Here is a 20,097-nt window from a genome sequence, read left to right on the forward strand (position 1 = left end):
CCTGCTGTTTACAGGGCGCCCGCCGCCCGGTATGGCCACTGCCGTGACCCGTTTCGCCCCCAAGCGCAAGACGACGAAGATTACCCCCTGCCGGGGTGGTCTGGGTCTGCGCGCGGCGATGCCGAAGCGCTGAACGAACCCAAGGCCCCGCCGGCGAGCGGCGGGGTCTTGCCAAGCCAGACCCCCGCTGCCCGCCCGGCCCACTCCGGAGCACGCGACGATGAGTCTGGTCGAACCCGCCCAATCCCTCTCCCCCGAAGCCGCGGTGACGCAGAGCCTCGACGCCCCGCTGGTCGCCATCGTCGGCGCCACCGGCGCGGTCGGCGTCGAACTGCTGCGCTGCCTGGAGGAGCGGGACTTCCCCCTCTCCGGCCTGCGCCTGCTCGCCTCGCCGCGCTCCGCCGGGCAGACCTTCCGCTTCCGCGGCCAGGAACTGACCGTCGAGGCGCTGGGGCCGGACAGCTTCGAGGGCGTGGGCCTCGCCCTCTTCTCGGCCGGCAGCGGCGTGTCGAAGCAGTACGCCTCGCTCGCCGTCGCGGCCGGCGCGGTGGTGGTGGACAACTCCTCCGCCTTCCGCATGGACGCCGCCGTGCCGCTGGTGGTGCCGGAGGTGAACGGCGACGCGATCGCCCGGCACAAGGGCATCGTCGCCAACCCGAACTGCGTGGCCGCCATCGCCACCGTACCGCTCTGGCCGCTGCACCAGCGCCACCGCATCCGCAAGGTGATCGCCGCCACCTACCAGGCCGCCTCGGGCGCCGGCGCCGCGGCGATGGAGGAGCTGCGCCAGTCTACCGCCGCCTACCTGGCCGGCGAGGCCTTCGAGCCGCGCGTGCTGCGCCACCCCTATGCCTTCAACCTGTTCAGCCACGATTCCGCGATGGACCCGGAGACCGGGACCAATGGCGAGGAGTCGAAGGTGATGGCCGAGACGAAGCGCATCCTGAACCTGCCCGACCTCGCCATGGGCATCACCTGCGTCCGCGTCCCCGTCCTGCGCGCCCACTGCATCGCCCTGACCGTGGAGTTCGCCGAGCCGGTGACGCCGCAGGCGGTGCGCGACCTGCTCGCCGCCGCCCCGGGGGTGCGCGTGGTGGATGACGCGGCGAGCAACCACTACCCGATGCCGGTCGAGGCCTCGGGCCAGGGCGACGTGCTGGCCGGCCGCATCCGCCAGGACAGCAGCGACCCCTCGGGCCGCACCGTCTCGCTCTTCGTGGCAGGCGACCAACTGCTGAAGGGCGCAGCGCTGAACGCGGTGCAGATCGCGGAGCGGCTGGTCGGGCGGAGCTGAGGCGCCGCTCCCCGAGCGAAGCCTCGCCTCCCCCGGACCCCGCCGCGGGCCAGCTCGCGCCGGGGGCCGCGCCGTAGAGCAGGCGAGGCTGAAGCGGGCGTCATACCGACGGCGGGATGACCTGGCCCGTCGTGCTGTGGTGTTCCGGCGGCGGACCGGGAGGGGACGCCGTCCCCTCCCAGACCCTCCCCTGCCGGGGCCACAAGCGGGCCCCGGTCCCCGCTGGGAGTCTGACGCTTCCGGTGGGCGTCAGCCTCCGGGCTGAACCCTGACGGCGCGCGGACAGGCGGGACTCTGAAAAAGCTTTGAAGGCGTCGGCAATTGCTGCGGCCGTACCCGCCGAGGAGCATGGCTCCTCGGCGCCGTGACCCCGTGTCAGGCTGTCCCGCGGCAGCGCTGATCGGGTCCAGGGCCCGCAGGGTCCTGGCGGAGTGGGGGTACGGGGGCGAGGCAGAGCCTTGCCCCCGGGCCACGGGCGCAGCGCTGCACCGGCGCGGATCAAGGCATCCCGCCGTCCGTCTCACACGGCCGCGCGTGCCGCGGCGTTCGTGGAGGGGGGGCCGGGGGCGAGGCGGAGGCTTCCCCCGGCGGGCTGTCGCAGGGCGGCGGGCGTGCCCTGGATCAGATCCGGATCAGGCTGACCGTATCGCCGTTCGGATCGTCCGGCGGCGGGGCGCCGCGTTCGCCGGTCTTCGCCTTGTTCGAGACGTAGGCGGCGCCGTTGCGGTGATCCACCGCGACGGTGTTGGGGTGCGTCCCGGTGGGCAGGCTGGCGAGGATCGACAGGCCCTTGCCGTCGACCACGCTGGTCGTCCCGGCGCGGCGGTTGGTGACGAAGACAAGGCCGTTGGAGGGGGAGAAGGTCACGCCCAGGGCGCCGTCGCCGGTCGGCAGGCTGCCGACCACCGCCCCGCTGCCGGCGTCCAGCACCGTCAGCGTGCCGCTCTTCTGGTTGGTGACGAAGAGCCGGTTCTGCGCCGGGTCCAGCGCGACGTTCACCGCGCCCTCGCCGCCCGAGGCGAAGCGGCGCAGCACGCGGCGGCCGGCGACGTCGATCTCCACGACCTCGTTGCTGCCCAGCGCCGTGGCGAAGAGGCGGCCGCGCCCGGCATCCAGGGCCAGGCCGGTGATGCCGCCCTGCTCCAGCCCCGCCTCCAGCACGTGGTCGATGCGGTTCGCCGCCCCGTCGATCACCCAGATCGCACTGGGCTTGTCGCGCGCCCCGAAGGCGGTGACGTAGATGCGGTTCGCCGCCTCATCCACCACCGCCTGGCGCAGATGGGCGCCTTCGCCATGGGCGATCCGCGCCACGACGGTGCCGGCCTTCAGGTCGATGGCGGACACGCTGCCGCTGCGCGTGTTGGTGGCGTAGGCCATCTGGGTGCGGTCATTCAGGCCCAGGCCGAAGCCCGGCTCGGCCAGCGCGATGCGCCCCTTCTCCTCCAGCGTGCGCGGGTCCAGCGCGACAAGGGCGGCGTCGTTGCCGCCGCGGGTGCCGACGCTGGCGACATAGACCGTGTCGCGGGCGGCGCTGACGGCGATCTCGTAGAGGGAGGGCGCGATCTTGCGGCTGCGCTCGACCGTGGGCGTGGCGGCGCGGGCGGGGCGGAGCGCGGGCAGCAGGACCAGGCCCGAGGCGGCGGCCAGCAACCCCCGGCGCGCGAGGCGCGGCACGGCGGACCGGACGGCGGTCGGGGGGGTGCGGAGGGTCATGACCCTGTCTCCTCTGGCCTGGCGGATGGGGCGGCTCCCGGCGCCACCCGGATCATCGATAATGAAAGTCGTTATCAATATCCAGGGGAGGAGTCCTCACCCTTCCGCGGACGGCCCCCCCCTGGCGGGGCGGCCATCCGACCGGGGCGGGGCACGTGCGATTCCGGCGCGGCGAGACTTGACCGGGCGGGGCGACAGGTCTGCCGTGGCGGGATGCGAGAACCCCGCCCCCAGGATCTGGTCGACCGCTACCTCGCCGCGCGCGCGGCCAGCGCCCCCTCCTATGCCGCCGACGGCCGGCTCTACGTCCTCAACGACGCGGACGGCTCGGCGCAGGTCTGGGAGCTGCCGGCCGATGGCGGCCCGGCCCGGCCGCGCAGCGCGCATCGCGACGCGGTGGCCTTCGTCGCCGGCAGCCCGGCGGATGGCGGCGCCGTCTTCGGCCGCGACCAGGCGGGCGACGAGCGGGTGCAGCTCCATGCCCTGCCGCCGGAAGGCGAGGCGCGGGCGCTGACCGCGGCGCCGGGGGTGATCCATGGCTGGGGCGCCTTCTCGCCGGACGGGCGGCAGGTCGCCTGCACCGCCAACAGCCGCGACCCGGCGCATACCGATCCCTGCGTGATCGACCTCGCCACCGGCACGCTGCGCCGGCTGCACGAGGTCGAGGGGCCGCACGAGCTGCCCGGCTGGACGCCGGACGGGCGCGCGGTGGTGCTCTCCACCGCACCGCGCACCTTCGAGGGCGACCTGGTGCGGGTGCCGCTGGATGGCGGCGCGGCGACGCCCCTCACCCCGCATGACGGCGATGCCCGGCACATGGAGCCGCGCTGGCGGCAGGACGGGACGGGCTTCTGGCTGCTGACCGATCGCGGCCGCGACTTCCTCGGCCTGGCCTTCCAGGAGCCCGGCGGGGAGCCGCGCTTCCTCTTCGCCCCGGAGGCGGATGTGGAGCGGCTGGAGGTCTCGCCCGACCAGCGCCGGCTCGCGGTGGCGGTGAACGAGGGGGGCTATTCCCGCCTGCGCCTGCTGGACGCGGCGACGGGCGCGGTGCTGGAGGAGCCGTCGCATCCGCGCGGCGTCATCACCAAGCTGAGCTGGCATCCGGACGGCGGGGCGCTGGCCTTCGACCTCGCCCGGCCGATCCGTCCCGGCACGATCTGGCGCCACCGGCCCGGTGCCGCGGCGGCCGAGGAGATCTTCGCCGCGAGCGCGGCGCCCGAGGCGGTGCGCGACTGGTCGACGGTGGAGTTTCCGACCTTCGATGGCCGCCGCATTCCCGCCTTCCTGGCGCTGCCGGAGGGCGACCCGCCCGAGGGCGGCTGGCCGGTGCTCCTCTGGGTGCATGGCGGCCCGGCGATGCAGGCACTGCCGAACTGGCGGCCGGACCTCCAGGCCGCGCTGGCACTGGGCCTCGCCGTGATGGTGCCCAACGTCCGCGGCTCGACCGGCTATGGCCGCGCCTATGCGGCGCTGGACGACCGGGAAAAGCGGATGGACAGCGTGCGCGACCTCGCCGCCGCGCATGCCTGGCTGGGGACGCAGCCAGGGCTGGACGGGTCGCGCATCGCCATCATGGGGCAGAGCTACGGCGGCTGGATGGTGCTCGCCGCCGTGACGGAATACCCGGAGCTGTGGGCCTGCGGCATCGACTACTACGGCATCGCGCGGTGGAAGACCTTCTTCGAGCGCACCGGACCCTGGCGCGTCGGCCATCGCGCGGCGGAGTACGGCGACCCGGTCGCGGATGCGGCGCTGCTGGAATCCCTCTCGCCGCTGCACAAGGCGGACCGCATCCGCTGCCCGATGTTCGTCGCGCAAGGGCTGACCGACCCGCGCGTGCCGCCCTGGGAGAGCGAGCAGATCGTCGAGGCCCTGCGCCGCCATGGCATCCCGGTGGAGTACGTGACCATCCCCGACGAGGGTCACGGCTTCCTGAAGCGGCAGAACCGCCGCACCGTCTACGCTGGCGTCCTCGGCTTCCTGGCACGCCACATGCTGGACCGGGGGTGACCGCGCCGGCGACGGGTCGGGAACCGCACCACCACCGCATCGGGAGAAACGGGATGAGGCGTAGGGACTTCCTGGCATCCGCCGCGGCGACCACTGCCCTCGCGGCGCTGTCGCGCCCCGCCCTGGCGCAGGGCAACGCGCGGCTGCTGCGCTTCGTGCCGGAGGGCAACCTCGCCAACCCGGACCCGGTCTGGACCACCACCACCGTCGCGCGCAACCACGGCGCGATGATCTGGGACATGCTCTATGCCCGCGACGACCGCTTCGATCCGCAGCCGCAGATGGTGGCGGGGCACGAGCTGTCGGACGACAGGCTGACCTGGCGCTTCGCCCTGCGCGAGGGGCTGGTCTTCCACGACGGCGAGCCGGTGCGGGCGGTGGACTGCCTTGCCAGCATCCAGCGCTGGGCACGGCGCCGACCGCTGGGGCAGACGCTGCTGGAGCGCACGGCGGAGATGAAGGCGCTGGACGACCGGCGCTTCGAGATCCGGCTGAACAAGCCCTATGCGCTGATCCTGCAGGCCTTCGCCGACAGCTGCTTCATGATGCCGGAGCGGATCGCGAAGACGGATTCCTTCACCCAGATCACGGAATACGTCGGCAGCGGCCCCTACCGCTTCCTGCGCGACGAATGGGTCTCCGGCTCCCAGGCCGCCTATGCGCGCTTCGACCGGTACGTGCCCCGCCCGGAGAAGCCGAGCTTCCTCGCGGGCGGCAAGGTCGCGAACTTCGACCGCGTGCTGTGGCAGGTGATGCCCGACCCGGCGACGGCGATGGCGGCCCTGCAGAACGGCGAGGTCGACTGGGTGCAGCAGCCTTCCTACGACCTGGTCGGCAGCCTGCGCCGCGTGCGCGGCGTGAAGGTCGCGGTGAACGACAAGGTCGGCGTGATGGGGATGGTCGCGCTGAACCACCTCCACCCGCCCTTCGACAACCCGAAGCTGCTGCGCGCCATCCTGGGTGCGGTGAACCAGGACGACTTCATGCAGGCCGCGGTGGGCGCCGAGCCGGAGCTGTTCCGCGTGCCCTGTGGTGTCTTCACCCCCGGCCTGCCCATGGCGACCGATGCGGGGATGGAGGTCCTGACCGGCCCGCGCGACATCGAGCGCAGCAAGCGCGAGGTGGCAGCGAGCGGCTACAAGGGCGAGCGGGTGATCGTCATGTCGCCCTCGGACTACCCGCATACCCAGGCCATGGCACAGGTCACGGCGGACCTGATGAAGCGGCTCGGCCTGAACGTCGAGTACGCCAGCATGGACTGGGGCACGCTCGTCTCCCGCCGCACCAGCAAGGAGCCGCCGGAGAAGGGCGGCTGGAACGCCTTCTGCACCACCTACGAGGGGCTGACCGTCGCCGACCCCGCGACCCACATCCCCCTGCGCGGCAACGGCCCCAACGCCTGGTTCGGCTGGCCCACCAGCCCGCGGCTGGAGGATCTGCGCAACCAGTGGCTCGACGCGCCCGACACCGCCGCGCAGAAGCGCATCGCCGACCAGATGCAGGTGATCGCCTTCGAGGAGGTGCCTTTCCTCCCGCTCGGCCAGCTCTTCAACCCCACCGCCTTCCGGGAGAACGTGGTGGACATCGTGCCTGCCTCCTTCCCGATCTTCTGGGGCGCACGGAAGGTGTAGGGCGGCGCCGGGCTCATACCGGTGGTGGGATGACCTGGCCCGTCATGCTGTGGTGTTCCGGCGTGGGACCGGGAGGGGACGCCGTCCCCTCCCAGACCCTCCCCTGCCGGGGCCACAAGCGGGCCCCGGTCCCCGCTGGGAGTCTGGCGCTACAGGGCTGCCGTCAGCCTCCGGATTCAGCCCTGACGGCGCGCGGACAGGCAGGACTCTGAAAAAGCTTCAGAGGGCGTCAGCGAGCGCGGCGGCCGGTCCCGCCGAGGAGCCCTGCTCCTCGGCGCCGTGACCCCGTATCCGGCTGTCCCGCGGCAGCGCTGATCGGGTCCAGGGCCCGCAGGGTCCTGGCGGAGTGGGGGTACGGGGGCGAGGCAGAGCCTTGCCCCCGGGCCACGGGCGCACCCCACGCCGGCATGGACCGGCGCATCCCGCCGTTCGTATCAGCCCGGCGCCGGCAGGGCCCGCCAGCCGATGTCGCGCCGGCAGAAGCCTTCCGGCCAGTCCAGCGCGTCCACCGCCGCATAGGCGGCGTCGCGCGCGGCGCGCAGCGTCGGTGCCGTCGCGGCGATGCCCAGGACGCGGCCGCCATTGGCCACGATGGCGCCGTCCTCGCGCTGCGCGGTGCCGGCGTGGAAGACCGTCACGCCCGGAATGGCGGCGGCTTCGTCCAGGCCGCCGATGACGCTGCCCTTCTCCGGCGTGCCGGGGTAGCCGCGCGCGGCCATCACCACGACCAGGGCGGGGTCGGGCGACCAGTCCAACGCCACCTGCGCCAGCCGGCCGGCGCAGGCGGCGTCGAGCGCGGCGAGCAGGTCGCCCCGCAGGCGCAGCATCAGCACCTGGCATTCCGGGTCGCCGAAGCGGACGTTGTACTCGATCAGCCGCGGGCCGGCGGGGGTGAGCATCAGCCCGGCGAAGAGCACGCCGCGGAAGGGCGTGCCGCGCCGCGCCATCTCGGCGAGCGAGGGACGGATGATGCGCGCCATCACCTCCTCGCGCAGCGCGTCGGTGAAGGCGGGCGCGGGGGAATAGGCGCCCATGCCGCCGGTGTTGGGGCCGGTGTCGCCGTCGCCCACGCGCTTGTGGTCCTGCGCGCCGATCAGCGGCAGCGCCTCCGCCCCGTCGCAGAGGGCGAAGAAGGAGACCTCCTCGCCCGCCATGAACTCCTCGATCACCACTGCCGCGCCGGCGTTGCCCAGGCTGCGGTCGTCCATGATCGCGGTGATGGCGTCCTGCGCCTCCTCCAGCGTGGCAGCGACGACCACGCCCTTGCCGGCGGCGAGCCCGTCCGCCTTCACCACGATCGGCGCGCCCATCACCTGGACATAGGCGCGCGCCTCGTCCGCATCCTCGAAGCGCTTCCAGGCGGCGGTGGGCACGCCGGCCGCGTCGCAGACCTCCTTGGTGAAGGTCTTCGACCCCTCCAGCCGCGCCGCCGCGGCCGAGGGGCCGAAGCAGCGCAGCCCCGCCTCGGCGCAGGCATCGGCGAGGCCGAGCGTCAGCGGCGCCTCCGGCCCGCAGATGACGAGGTCCACCGCCTCGCGCGTGGCGAAGGCGACCAGGGCCAGGATGTCCTCGGCGGGGATGTTCACGCATTCCGCCACGGCGGCAATGCCCGGGTTGCCGGGGGCGCACCACAGCTTCGCCAGCAGCGGGCTCTGCGCCAGACGCCAGGCCAGGGCGTGCTCGCGTCCACCACCGCCGACCAACAGGACCTTCATCCGCCGCGCTCCCTCGCCGCCCGTACCGGCGCCTTATGGCAAGGGAGAGGCGGGAAGTCTCCGGGGGGCGACGAGGCGGGCCGGCCGCGCGGCCCCGGCGATCAGCCCACGGGGCGCCGCGCCAGCGCGAGGCCGAGGCCCAGCGCGACCATCGCCGCCCCCGCACCCTCCCGCAGGCGCCGGACCAGCGAGGGGCGGGCCGCCGCGCCGTCCCGAATGCCGCCGGCCGCGAAGGCGACCACGATATCCGCCAGGGTGTTGAGGGCGACCGAGGCGACGCCCAGCACCAGGAACTGCAGCCCTGCCCGCCCCGCCGCCGGGTCCATGAACTGCGGCACGAAGGCGAGGAAGAAGACCGCCGTCTTGGGGTTCAGCGCCTCGACCAGCATGCCTTCGCAGAACGCCCGCCGCGCCCCGACGGGCGGCGCCGCGCGGACGCCGTCCAGCGCCGAGGCGTCCCGGCGCGCCGACCGGATGGTGCGAAGGCCGATCCAGACCAGGCAGGCGGCACCGATCAGCTTCAGGACGGCGAACAGCTCCGCGCTGGCGAGCACGAGCGCGGAGACGCCCAGGCTGCCCGCGAGCACGTGGACCAGGCCGCCCAGCCCGGTGCCGAGGCTGGAGGCCACGCCCTCCGCACGGCCGCCGGCGAGCGTGCGCGCGGCGACGTAGAAGAGGCCCGGGCCGGGCGTGACGGCGAGCAGCAGGGCCGCCGCGAGGTACAGGGCGAGCTGGGCCGGATCGGGCATGACCGCGAACCTCCATGGAAGGGGGGGACGTTCCGCCATCCCAGGCGGATGACGGCCTGCCCTGGAGCGTGATCGCCGTAGGTGGAATCACCGGAGGCGTGAATCACGCGACAGAACAAAAGGCCGAACCATGATCCCCGCTCCCGTGGGCAGGGATCATGGTCTAGCGGCGGATGAGGACGACGCCGCCGATCAGCAACGCGACGCCGAGCAGGCGGGGCAGGTCCACCGGGCGCTGTGCGAGGCCGAGCCAGCCGAAGTGGTCGAAGGTCACGGCGGCGAGCATCTGCCCCGTGACGAGCAGGGCGAGGAAGGTCGCCGCCCCGAGCTGCGGCACGAGCAGGATGGAGAGCCCGATGAAGATCGCGCCGAACAGCCCGCCGCTCCAGGCCCACCACGGAATCCGGGCCGCCACGCCGGCCGAGGGAAGGGGGTCGCGCAAGGCAAGCGCGAGCAACGCCATGCAGGCGACCCCGACGAAGTAGCTCACGAAGCCCGACCAGGCGGCGGAGTTCAGCGCGGTCCGCAGGTTGCTGTTCAGCACCTGCTGCACCACGATGCTCACCCCCGCGCCGATGGCGAGGAGCACGGACAGGGCCAGGCCCGGCATCGGCGGCAGCCCTCAGACCGGGATCAGCGCGGCGGCGGCGCGGTCGGAAGCCCTGTCGCTGGCGGCGAGCCCGGCGGCGACGCCCGCCCTGTCCTCGGCGCTGCGGTTCTGGCTCATCTTCCGCTTGCCCTCGATGCGCGCGATCGGCAGGCGCAGGCCGACGATGCCGCGCAACTGGGCGCGGACGAAGCCCTCCGGCGCGTCCGACACGGACCAGGGCTCGGGGCGCGGTCCCTCGTGCAGGGCCGTCAGGCGGGTGACGACCTCCAGCAGGCGCGCCTCGTCCTCGAAGAACTCGGCGGGGCCGTAGGCATGGACGGCGACGTAGTTCCAGGTGGGCACGACCTTCCCATGCTCGCGCTTGGTCGCGTACCAGGACGGGGTGACATAGGCGTCCGGCCCCTGGAAGATCGCCAGGGCCTCGCCCAGCGGGGGACGCCTCCACTGCGGGTTGGCGCGCGCCAGATGGCCGTAGAGCGTGCCGTGCGGCCCTTCCTCCGCCACGAGGAACAGGGGCAGCGGGGTCGCGACCAGCCCCTCGGCGGTGGCGGTGACGAGGTTGGCCAGCCGCGCCTCCCGGATCATGCCGTGGAGGGTGGGCAGGTCATCCTCGCGGAAGGCGGGCGGAACGTACATGGGCGCGTCTCCTGGCTCGGGCCGGACTTAGCACCGCGACCGGCCGATGGAGAATGTCCGTCGCCTGACGGAAAAGCGGAGCCAGCCGCAAAGGGGGCGCCATCGCCGGGTCGGTGACGGCGCTGGAGGCGGCCCGGGGGAACACGCCGGACGGACCCGGTCGTCCGCCGGCGCGGCGGCGATGCCGGCGGTCGCCCCGGGCCCCGCTTCCCTACCCCGACCGCCTCGGCGCATAACCGGCCGCGATGAGCGACGCCACCACCCCCGCCGCCCCGCCCCGAGCCGCCGGGGGCACGAATGTCCCGGAATACACCGTCGCCGAGCTGTCCGGCGCGGTGAAGCGCACGCTGGAGGGCACCTTCGGCCGCGTCCGGGTGCGCGGCGAGGTGACGGAGTGCCGCCCCTATGGCGCCAACCGCTTCTACTTTTCCCTGAAGGACGAGGGTGGGCAACTCCGTGCGGTGATCTGGGCCTGGAGCGCCGGGCGATCGGGCGTGAAGCCGGAGAACGGGACGGAGGTGATCGCCACCGGCAAGATCACCGCCTATGGCGACCGCTCCACCTACCAGATCGTGGTGGACCGGCTGGACTATGCCGGGGAAGGCGCGCTGCTCGCCCGCGTCGAGAAGCTGCGCAAGGCGCTGGAGGCGGAGGGGCTGTTCGCCGAGGAGCGCAAGCGCCCCCTGCCCTTCCTGCCCGCCGTCATCGGCGTCGTCACCAGCGCCCAGGGCGCGGTGATCCAGGACATCCGCACGACGCTGCTGCGCCGCTTCCCCTCGCGAATCATCCTGTGGCCCGTCGCGGTGCAGGGGCCGGGATCGGCCGAGCAGGTCGCCGCCGCCATCGCCGGCTTCAACGCCCTGCCCGGCGGCTTCCCGCGCCCGGAGGTGCTGATCGTCGCGCGCGGCGGCGGCAGCCTGGAGGACCTGATGGCCTTCAACGAGGAGGTCGTCGTCCGCGCCGCCGCCGCGAGCGCCATCCCGCTGATCTCGGCCGTGGGGCACGAGACGGACACGACGCTGATCGACTTCGCCGCCGACCGCCGCGCCCCCACCCCCACCGCCGCCGCCGAGCTGGCCATGCCCGCCCGCGCCGAGCTGCTGGAGCAGGTGCAGCAGCGTGCCCTGCGCCTCACCCGCGCCGGGCAGTCGGTCATGGATGCCGCGCGCTACCGCCTCGCCCGCGCGGCGGCCGAACTGCCGGACCTGCCGGGGATGCTGCTCAACGCCCGGCAGCGGCTGGACGACCGGGGGGAGCGGCTTGCCCTCGCCCCGCGCGCCCTGCTGCAACGCCAGCGTGGCCGCCTGAACGACTTGGCCGCCCGGCTGGTGCATCCCCGCGAGCAGGTGACGGCCCATCGCGCCGCGCTGGCCCTGCTCGACGCCCGGGCGCGTGGTGCCGTCGCGCGCATCGTCGAGGCCCGGCGCGCCAGGCTGGCCGCCGCCGCCACCCGCCTGCCCCATCCGCGGGAGGGCGTTGCCGCCCGGCGCGCCGCCCTCGCCCTGCTGGACAACCGCGCTCGGGCGGCGGCGCTGCGCGCGGTGGACCGCCAGGCCCGCGCCTTCGCCCGCCTCCCCGAGCCGCTGCCCCGGCTGGAGGCACGGCTGCGCGAGGCGCGGCTGGCCCTGGAGGGGCTGTCCGCCCGGCTGGAGGGTGCCTCCTACCAGGGGCTGCTGGCGCGCGGCTTCGCCCTGGTGCGCGACGCCTCCGGCGCACCGGTGACGCGCGCGGCCGCGGTCACGCCGGGCCAGCGGCTGCGGATCGAGTTCGGCGATGGCGGCGTGGAGGTGGTGGAGGCGCGGGGCAGCCGTGCGGCCCGGGGCGGCCCGGCGGCGCGGGGGGTGGACCAGGGGTCGCTGCTGTAGCGGGCGCGGCGCGGGGGCATCCCCGGCAGCAGGGGGCGGTGCGCCTTCCGGGGTGGACGGGGCGCGCCCGGCGGCCCCGACGGCCATGGACCCGCCGCCAGCACGTCTGTGACATCGGCCGGGGGAGGCAGGCGGGCCGCACTGGCCTATAGGCTCCGCTCCACCAGGGAGACGACCGCATGATCGCACGCCGCAGCCTCCTGGCGCTTCCCGCCCTCGCCCTGCCCGCCTGCGCCACCGCCCCGGCGCCGCAGGCCGTCGCGGCCGGTACCGCTCCGGTGCAGCCGCTGGCCCTCTCCGGCCCGGTCAGCCAGGGCGGGCTGGTGACCGGCCGGGCGGCGCCGGGGTCACGGGTCACGCTGGACGGCAGGACGGTGCCTGTCGCCGCCGACGGGACCTTCGCGCTCGGCTTCGGGCGCGACGCCACGGGCGAGGCGGTGCTGGCCGTGACCGCGCCCGGCGGCCGGACGGAGACACGGCGCCTGGCCATTGCGCCACGCGAATGGGACGTGCAGCGGATCAGCGGCCTGCCCCCCGCCCAGGTGACGCCCGATCCGCGCGCCCTGGCCCGCATCCGGGCGGAGCAGAAGCGCCTGAACGCGGCCCGCCGCACCATCACCCCGGTCCCGCGCTTCGCCGAGGGCTTCGTCTGGCCGGTGCGCGGGCGGATCAGCGGGCACTGGGGCAACCAGCGCATCCTGAACGGCCAGCCCCGCGCGCCGCATCTGGGGCTGGACATCGCCGCGCCCCAGGGCACGCCCATCGGCGCCATGGCGGCGGGGCGCGTCACCCTGGCGGGGGACCTCTATTTCACCGGCAACACGCTGCTGGTCGAGCACGGCCTGGGGATCACCAGCCTTTACGCCCACCTGTCCCGCGTCGACGTGGCGGAGGGCCAGGAGGTCGGGCGCGGGCAGACGATCGGCCTGGTGGGCGCCACCGGGCGTGCCACCGGGCCGCACCTGCATCTCGGCCTGTTCTGGCTTTCCACCCCGGTCGATCCGGAGCCGCTGCTGCCCGCCTGATGGCGCGGGCGGCCGCTACGGCGCCGCTGCGGCGGGCCGTGGCGCCAGCGCGGCCATGACGAAATCCATCACATGCGCGCGCCGGGCGGAGAGGGCCTCCTCCGTCAGCAGGTCCTCGCCGAAGACGGCGGAGAGGGTGTGGCCGTTGGAGAAGAGGAAGAAGCACAGGCCGCTGATGGAGATGTAGAGTTGCTTCGGGTCGATGCCCGGGCGGAACACGCCGGCCTGCTCGCCGCGCCGCAGCAGGGCGGCGATGCGGGCCAGCAGCGGGCCATAGCTGGCGCGAAGCCTGGCCGAACGCCGGATATGGATGCCCTTGTTGACGTTCTCGTCCGCCAGCAGGCTCACGAAGTCGCGGTTCTGCCGCAGGTGGTCGAAGGCGAAGCCGACGAAGTCGCGCATCGCCGCGGCCGGGTCCAGCCCCTCGCCCTCCAGCCCCGCATCCCGGGCACGGGAGCGTTCGTAGGCCAGCTCCAGCACGGCGAGGTAGGCGTTCTCCTTCGAGCCGAAATGGTGCGACAGGATCTGCTTGCTGACACCGGCGGCGCGGCAGATCCGCTCGATGCTGGCGCCGTGGTAGCCGGCCCGCGCGAACTCGCGGTAGGCGGACTCGATCAGGTTGCGCCGGGTCCGGGCCGGGTCGCGGCGCGCCGCGGCGGGGGCCCGGCGGCGTCGGACGGGGCCCGTCGCGGCCGGCGCATCGGTCGTGCTGCCCAGCGACCGTCCTTCCCCGTCATCCATCACACCCATTGCGCATAGCGTAGCACCGCCGGGGCGGCAAAACGTCACCGGGCCATCGGAACGCGCGAATCAACCAACCGGATGGTTGACTCATGCGCCACCCTCGGGGGAGCATGCCGCCAAGGCCGCCGCACAGGCCGAACCAGGGACAAGCCAACCGGTCCGGCCGATCCGCCACGGAAGGAGTTGGTCGTGAGACGTTCCGCTCCCCGCAGCCTCGCGCTGCTCGCTTCGCTCCTCGCCGGCGCGCTTCCGCCCCTGCTTCCCGGCGCCGCATCGGCGCAGGGCGATCCGCGGGTGCTGCGCGTGGTGCCCAGCGCCGACGTGGCGGAGCTCGACCCGACCCGCGGACCGAACCTCATCGCGCGCATCTACGCGCAGATGGTGTTCGACACGCTCTTCGCGCTGGACAGCCAGCTCGTCCCCCGGCCGATGATGGTGGAGCGCCATTCGGTCAGCGCGGACGGCCTGACCTACGACTTCACCCTGCGCGACGGGCTGCGCTTCCACGACGGCAAGCCGGTCACCACGCGCGACGTCGTCGCCTCGATCGACCGCTGGATGTCCGGCACCTCGATCGGCGCGCAACTGAAGTCGCGCGTGGCCGCCATGGCTGTCGCCGACGACCGCCGCTTCACCCTGACGCTGAACCAGCCCTTCGGCCTGGTGGAGTTCATGCTGGCCGGGCCTGGCGCGCCGATCGCCGCCATCATGCCGGAGGCGGATGCGAGGCGCGAGGCGACGGTGCCGCTGACCCGGCCGATCGGTTCCGGCCCCTTCCGCTACGTGGCCGGGCAGCGGCAGGAGGGCAACCGCGTCGTCTTCGAGCGCAACCCCGACTACCCCGCGCGCAGCGAGCCGACGGACGGGCTGGCCGGGGCGCGGGTGGTGAAGCTGGACCGGGTCGAGTGGACCATCATGCCGGACCCGACCACGGCGGCGAATGCGCTGGCGACGGGCGAGGTCGACCTGTGGGAGTCGGTCAACCCGGACATGATCGCCTTCCTCCGCCAGCGCCGGCTGACGGTGCGGCGGACCAACACCCTGCCCTCGGTCGCCTTCATCCGGCCGAACTTCCAGGCGCCGCCCTTCAACGACGTGCGCGCGCGCCAGGCGCTGGCGCTGCTGGTCGACCAGGCGGAGATGATGCCCGCCGTGAACGGCGAAGGCGCCGCCTGGTCGAAGTGCTTCTCCTTCAGCATCTGCGGCTCCGCCTATGGCACGGAGGTCGGGTCGGAGCCGTTCCGCACGCCCGATCCGGCGCGGGCGCGGCAGCTCCTGGCGGAGGCGGGATACCGGGGCGAGACCATCGTGCTGCTGGGCACGCCGACGCTCGCGCCGATCAATGCGATGACCCAGGTGCTGGCGCGCCGCCTGGAGGATATCGGCGTCAAGGTGGACGTGCAGCTCACCGACTTCCCCACCATGCTGCAGCGGATCAACGCGAAGGACCGCGCGCCGCAGGCCGGGGGCTACAACCTCTTCGCCTATTATGCCGTCGGCAGCTCCTGGTTCCATCCGCTGATGAACGTGCCGCTGGACCTCTCCTGCGGGGGACGCAACTGGCCCGGCTTCCCCTGCGACGAGCAGGGGGAGGCACTGCGCCAGCGCTTCCTGGCCGCGGGCGACGACGCCTCCCGCCGCACCGCCTTCGAGGCGTTCCAGAAGCGGCTGTGGGAGTTCATCCCCTATGTCCCGGCCGGGCAGTTCGACGTGGTGCATGCCTGGCGCGACAACGTCCGCGGCGTGCTGGATTCCTACTTCCTCGCCTACTGGAACATCGAGAAGCGCTGACCCGCCACGGCCATCGCCCGCCCAGCACCGTCACGCGGCCGGCCGATCCCGGTCCGGCCGCGATCCGCCCCAATGCCAAATGCCAGAGGAGAACGAGCCATGGCCAACCGCCAGGTGAGCGTCGAGGAGATGCGTGCCCGCGTCGCGCTGTTCCGCGACATGCAGCCCAGCCGCATGCCGCTGATCGACGCGGCGCTGCCGCAGTACGAGCGGCAAATCTACAGCATCATCGGCAGCGGCGTGACCGAGGATGCCTCGGTGCGCCCGCCCATCGCGCCCGAAGGGTTCAACCTGTCCGTCGTCCGCTGCGGGCCGGGCAAGGGCACCGGGCTGCACAACCACACCACGGTCGAGGTCTTCGTCCCGCTCTCCGGCACCTGGTCCGTGCAGTGGGGCGACCAGGGCGAGAACGAGCTGACCATCGGCCAGTACGACACCATCTCCGTCCCCGTCGGCGTGATGCGCGGCTTCCGCAACGACAGCGACCACGAGGCGCTGCTGCTGGTCGTGCTGGGCGGCACCGATCCGGGCCGCGTGGAATGGGTGCAGGACGTGATGGACGCGGCCCGGGCCAAGGGCTACGGCTTCGACGCCGCCGGCAAGATCACCACCACGGCCCCCGCTGCCGGCGGCCCGGCCTGAGCCAGGAGGACGCGATGACCGGCGACGAGATCTGTACCCTCCCCGCCACGCGCCTGGCCGCGCTCATCGCCTCCCGCCGGCTTTCGCCGGTCGAGGTGACGGAGGCGGTGCTGGCCCGCGCGGAGCGGCTGCAGCCCGTGCTGAACGTCTTCGCCGAATCCATGGCGGATTCGGCGCGCAGCGCGGCGAAGGCCGCGGAGATCGCGGTGATGGGCGGGCTGCCGCTCGGCCCGCTGCACGGCGTGCCGATCACCGTGAAGGACAACGTCGCCGTCGCCGGCGTGCCGCTGCGCAACGGCAGCCTTGCCGCGCCGCCGGTCATGCCCGCCGCCGATCCCGCCGTGGTGGCGCGGGTGAAGGCGGCGGGTGCCATCATCATCGGCAAGACCACCCTGCCGGAATTCGCCCACAAGGTGCTGACGGACAGCAAGGCGAACGGCGTCACGCGCAACCCGTGGAACCTGGCGCACACGCCGGGCGGCTCCAGCGGCGGCGCCAGCGCCGCGCTCGCCGCGGGCATCGCGCCGCTCGCCATCGGCACGGATGGCGGCGGCTCGATCCGCTGCCCCTCCTCCTGCGCCGGGCTGGTCGGGCTGAAGGCGACTCTCGGCCGCATCGCGAACGAGGCCATGCCGGACGGCTTCGGCAACTTCGCCTTCGTCGGACCGATGGCGCGACGGGCCGAGGACACGGCGCTGCTCTTCTCCGTGATGCGGGGGCCCCACCCCAACGATCCCTACTCGATCGGCGCCCCGCCCCCGGACCGGCCCGCCCCCCTCGCCGGGCTGCGCATCGGCTGGATCGAGCATTTCGGCCCCTACCGCACGGAAGCCGAGACGGCCGCCCTGACCGGCGCGGCCGTCGCCACGCTGGCCAATCGCGGCGCGCTGGTGGAGCCGGTCTCCGACCCCTGCTTCGACGATGTCTTCCCCAGCTACCGGATCCTCTCCTCCTCCGGACAGGCCTCGCGCCTCGGCCGCTTCGACGGCGAGGCGATGACCGAGTCCATGCGCGAATGCATCGCCTACGGCCGGCGCTGGTCGGCCGTGGAATGGGTCGCGGCGCACGACCACCGCACGCGCCTGTTCCGGTCCGTGCAGGCGCTGTTCGAACGTTTCGACGTGCTGGCCACCCCGACCATGACGGCGCCGCCGCCAACCGTCGATGCCGGCGGCTCCGTCGCCTCGGAGATGTACGCGGCCTGGGCCGCCACGCTCTATCCGTTCAACCTGACCGGCCATCCGGCCGCCTCGGTGCCGGCCGGCTTCACCGCCACCGGCCTGCCGGTCGGGCTGCAGCTGATCGGCCCCTGGTTCGGCGAGGAGCGCATCCTCGGCCTCGCCGCCACGCTGGAGGAGGCGCTCGGGCTCGCAGACCGCTGGCCGGACCTGCCGGGGACGTAATGCAGCCAGCGGCGCGCCCTGCCCAGCCGGCCGGTCGGTCGCGACTCATGCGGACGGCGGGATGACCTGACCCGTCGCGCTATGGTGTTCGGGCGGGGGACCGGGAGGGGACGCCGTCCCCTCCACGGACCCTCCCCTGCCGGGGCCACAAGCGGGCCCCGGACCCCGCTGGGAGTCTAGTATTTCTGGTGGGCGTCAGCCTCCGGGCTGAACCCTGATGGAGCGCGGACAGGCGGGACTCTGAAAACGCTTCAGAAGGCGTCCGCGAGCGCGGACCCCGTACCCGCCGAGGAGCATGGCTCCTCGGCGCCTCGACCCCGTCGCAATCATCCGCGCGGCAGCGCCTCTCGGGTCCAGGGCCCGCAGGGTCCTGGCGGAGTGGGGGTACGGGGGCGAGGCAGAGCCTTGCCCCCGGGCCACGGGTACACGCCAGCAGACGGCGACGCATCACGCCGCGCGGATCAGGCGTGGATCCAGAAGGCGCTCTCGGCGAACTCGTCGCCACGCCACCAGTTGGCGCGGCCGGTGCCGTAGCGGAAGTTGCTCGCTCCCGCTTGGCTTTGCAGCGGCGCTGTGATCTCGCCGGCGGGGTTGCGGCGCGCCGCTGCCGCCGCCGTCTCCGGCACGACCATGACGATGTGCCCCGATCTCCCGTCCTCCTTGCGGCGGGCGACGATCAGGCCGAGGGCGCCCTGGTTCGCTGCCTGCTGCAACTCGTCCAGCGTGCCCGCCTGGCGCCAGCCGAAGCTGGCGCCGGAGGCGCGGAGCCAGCGGAACAGGTCGTTGGCGCGCATCTCGGTGATGGTGTCGCCGATCAGCGGCGGCACGGTCGCGCCCTGGGCCAGTTGCAGCAGGGCGCGCTGCGTCCACCATACGCGTGGCAGGTAGGCTCCGGCCAGGTGGCAGAAGTCGTGGGCGTAGATGTTGCAGAAGGTCAGCCCGCTGCGAGGCTTGTAGCGCAGGTGGTCCGGGTCCTCGCTGTCCAGCCAGGCGACGATCGCCGCGATCTCCGCCACCAGCTCCGAGGGCGTGGTCCCGGCGCGCCCGGGCTGGCGCGGCTCGTTCAGCGAATGCGCGTTCGCCAGGTCGCGGCGGAGCGTCACCGTGCCGGGCCGCCGCGGCATGGTGACGGCGACGATGCCCGTGGCGGGCGGCACGGGGGCCGGCGCCTCGACGGGGATGCCGGTCGCCTCCGGCGCCGCACGCAGGAACTTCGTCGAGGCGAAGCCGCGCAGCAGCGCACCGGACAGGCTGGTCTCCACCTCGCGGAAGCCGTTCACCGCGCGGGCCCCCACCGCCTGTACCGGATGGCCGTCCGGCAGGTGGGCGAGGACATTCTGTCCCGGCGGCTCGGTCTTCTCCGGGGCGCTGCGCAGGCGGAGCATGCCCTCGCGCGTATCCACCAGCAGCATCGGCCCCGTCGCCGTCACCGGCTGCGGCGGCGGGACGATGGCCTGGCCCGGTGGCGGCGCCGGGATGGCGGCAGCCGCGCCGGGAAGCGGCACGGTGCGGGCCAGTTGCACGAAGGCGAAGATCTCCTCGCCGTAGAAGCGCCCGGCGTCGTTCTGGAAACCCTGGCGCAGCCCCTTCTGCGGGCGGAAGCCGCCGGTGTTGTAGGCGATGGCGACGCAGGCGAACTCGAAATCGGTCAGCGTGCGGCGATCCTGGAAGCCCAGCTTGCGCAGCGCATCGCGCAGCTCGCCCAGGCACCGCCCCAGCGTCTGGTCGAAGCGCTCGTAGCGCCGCTCCAGGAAGTAGTCCGGATCGCTCTCGAAGAACTGCAGGTCGAGCTGGAACAGGCCGAAGCCGCGGCAGAACTTGTTCGGCCGCTTCGACACCGCGGCATAGGAGGGGATGTGCGCGGCCATGGCGACCAGCGCCGCATGCGCCAGGTCGAACATCACCTGGCCGTTGGGGCGGGCGAGCAGATCGGCCTTGGTGCGGGGGAAGGCGCTGCGCCCCCGGTCCGCATCCAGCGTGTCGCCGACGCAGAGCGGCAGGATCTGCTCCCGCGGCATTCCCTTGCGCCGCAGCAGCGGCCAGACCTCCCCCGTCTCCTGGCAGGCGAGGGCGGCAAGCATGTCGAGGTCGAAGGGCGTACCGGCCACGGCCGCCTCGATCTCCTGGTGGAACTGCTCCTTGAACCACCGGATGTCCTCGGCGTTCGGCATCGTCCTCTCCCCAGCCGGCACCGCGCGGCACGCCGCAGGGGACCGATATGGTTTCGATGCCAACACAATCATGCTTGGCAGCCCGCCGGCAAGCGCGA

At 73.6% G+C, this 20,097-nt stretch carries 15 protein-coding genes; 8 read left to right on the plus strand and 7 right to left on the minus strand.

Annotation, left to right across the window (positions count from 1 at the left end; genetic code table 11):
• Window positions 1-220: 220 nt before the first annotated feature.
• Window positions 221-1,294 (plus strand): aspartate-semialdehyde dehydrogenase, encoded by a 1,074-nt coding sequence (locus tag LPC08_RS16210; protein WP_230449270.1) that lies wholly within the window; start codon window positions 221-223, stop codon window positions 1,292-1,294.
• Between the two features lie 621 nt (window positions 1,295-1,915).
• Here LPC08_RS16210 and LPC08_RS16215 read toward each other — a convergent pair.
• Window positions 1,916-3,007 (minus strand): YncE family protein, encoded by a 1,092-nt coding sequence (locus tag LPC08_RS16215; protein ID WP_230449271.1) that lies wholly within the window; start codon window positions 3,005-3,007, stop codon window positions 1,916-1,918.
• A gap of 213 nt (window positions 3,008-3,220) precedes the next feature.
• On the opposite strand from LPC08_RS16215, the gene LPC08_RS16220 reads away from it, so the two are divergent.
• Both LPC08_RS16220 and LPC08_RS16225 read left to right on the plus strand, forming a co-directional pair.
• Window positions 3,221-5,017: a S9 family peptidase gene (locus tag LPC08_RS16220; protein ID WP_230449272.1), complete on the plus strand. Its 1,797-nt coding sequence runs from the start codon at window positions 3,221-3,223 to the stop codon at window positions 5,015-5,017.
• Between the two features lie 53 nt (window positions 5,018-5,070).
• The gene (locus LPC08_RS16225; protein ID WP_230449273.1) at window positions 5,071-6,648 is read left to right on the plus strand and encodes an ABC transporter substrate-binding protein; all 1,578 of its coding nucleotides are present in this window, start codon (window positions 5,071-5,073) and stop codon (window positions 6,646-6,648) included.
• A gap of 434 nt (window positions 6,649-7,082) precedes the next feature.
• On the opposite strand, the gene purD is transcribed toward LPC08_RS16225, so the two are convergent.
• From purD to LPC08_RS16245, 4 genes are all read right to left on the minus strand, one after another.
• The gene (purD, locus tag LPC08_RS16230) at window positions 7,083-8,363 is read right to left on the minus strand and encodes a phosphoribosylamine--glycine ligase (protein ID WP_230449274.1); all 1,281 of its coding nucleotides are present in this window, start codon (window positions 8,361-8,363) and stop codon (window positions 7,083-7,085) included.
• 101 nt (window positions 8,364-8,464) lie between these two features.
• Complete coding sequence (locus LPC08_RS16235) at window positions 8,465-9,112, minus strand: LysE family translocator (protein ID WP_230449275.1); 648 nt, start codon at window positions 9,110-9,112, stop codon at window positions 8,465-8,467.
• Window positions 9,113-9,275: 163 nt separating this feature from the next.
• Entirely contained in the window at window positions 9,276-9,722 is a 447-nt protein-coding gene (locus LPC08_RS16240) for a DMT family transporter (RefSeq protein ID WP_230449276.1), read from the minus strand.
• Window positions 9,723-9,734: 12 nt separating this feature from the next.
• On the minus strand, window positions 9,735-10,358 hold the full coding sequence (locus tag LPC08_RS16245) for an FMN-binding negative transcriptional regulator (protein WP_230449277.1): 624 nt from the start codon (window positions 10,356-10,358) through the stop codon (window positions 9,735-9,737).
• A gap of 245 nt (window positions 10,359-10,603) precedes the next feature.
• Between LPC08_RS16245 and xseA the strand changes: the two genes are divergently transcribed.
• The gene (gene xseA / locus LPC08_RS16250) at window positions 10,604-12,223 is read left to right on the plus strand and encodes an exodeoxyribonuclease VII large subunit (RefSeq protein WP_230449278.1); all 1,620 of its coding nucleotides are present in this window, start codon (window positions 10,604-10,606) and stop codon (window positions 12,221-12,223) included.
• A gap of 179 nt (window positions 12,224-12,402) precedes the next feature.
• A complete protein-coding gene (locus LPC08_RS16255) occupies window positions 12,403-13,248 on the plus strand; it encodes a M23 family metallopeptidase (RefSeq protein WP_230449279.1) in 846 nt (281 codons plus the stop codon).
• Window positions 13,249-13,263: 15 nt separating this feature from the next.
• Here LPC08_RS16255 and LPC08_RS16260 read toward each other — a convergent pair whose 3' ends face one another.
• Window positions 13,264-13,989, minus strand: a complete 726-nt coding sequence (locus LPC08_RS16260; RefSeq protein WP_230449280.1) for a TetR/AcrR family transcriptional regulator — start codon at window positions 13,987-13,989, stop codon at window positions 13,264-13,266.
• Window positions 13,990-14,181: 192 nt separating this feature from the next.
• On the opposite strand from LPC08_RS16260, the gene LPC08_RS16265 reads away from it, so the two are divergent.
• The 3 genes from LPC08_RS16265 (at window position 14,182) to LPC08_RS16275 (ending at window position 17,828) form a co-directional block, all read left to right on the plus strand.
• On the plus strand, window positions 14,182-15,783 hold the full coding sequence (locus LPC08_RS16265; RefSeq protein WP_230449281.1) for an ABC transporter substrate-binding protein: 1,602 nt from the start codon (window positions 14,182-14,184) through the stop codon (window positions 15,781-15,783).
• A 99-nt stretch (window positions 15,784-15,882) separates the two neighbouring features.
• Entirely contained in the window at window positions 15,883-16,425 is a 543-nt protein-coding gene (locus LPC08_RS16270; protein WP_230449282.1) for a cupin domain-containing protein, read from the plus strand.
• Between the two features lie 14 nt (window positions 16,426-16,439).
• Complete coding sequence (locus LPC08_RS16275) at window positions 16,440-17,828, plus strand: amidase (RefSeq protein ID WP_230449283.1); 1,389 nt, start codon at window positions 16,440-16,442, stop codon at window positions 17,826-17,828.
• Between the two features lie 461 nt (window positions 17,829-18,289).
• Here the strand turns inward: LPC08_RS16275 and LPC08_RS16280 are convergent, their stop codons facing one another.
• Window positions 18,290-19,999, minus strand: coding sequence for a hypothetical protein (locus LPC08_RS16280; RefSeq protein WP_230449284.1), 1,710 nt, complete (start codon window positions 19,997-19,999; stop codon window positions 18,290-18,292).
• Window positions 20,000-20,097 lie beyond the last annotated feature (98 nt).

Origin of the sequence: Roseomonas sp. OT10, from assembly GCF_020991085.1 — a bacterium.
GTDB lineage: Bacteria > Pseudomonadota > Alphaproteobacteria > Acetobacterales > Acetobacteraceae > Roseomonas > Roseomonas cutis.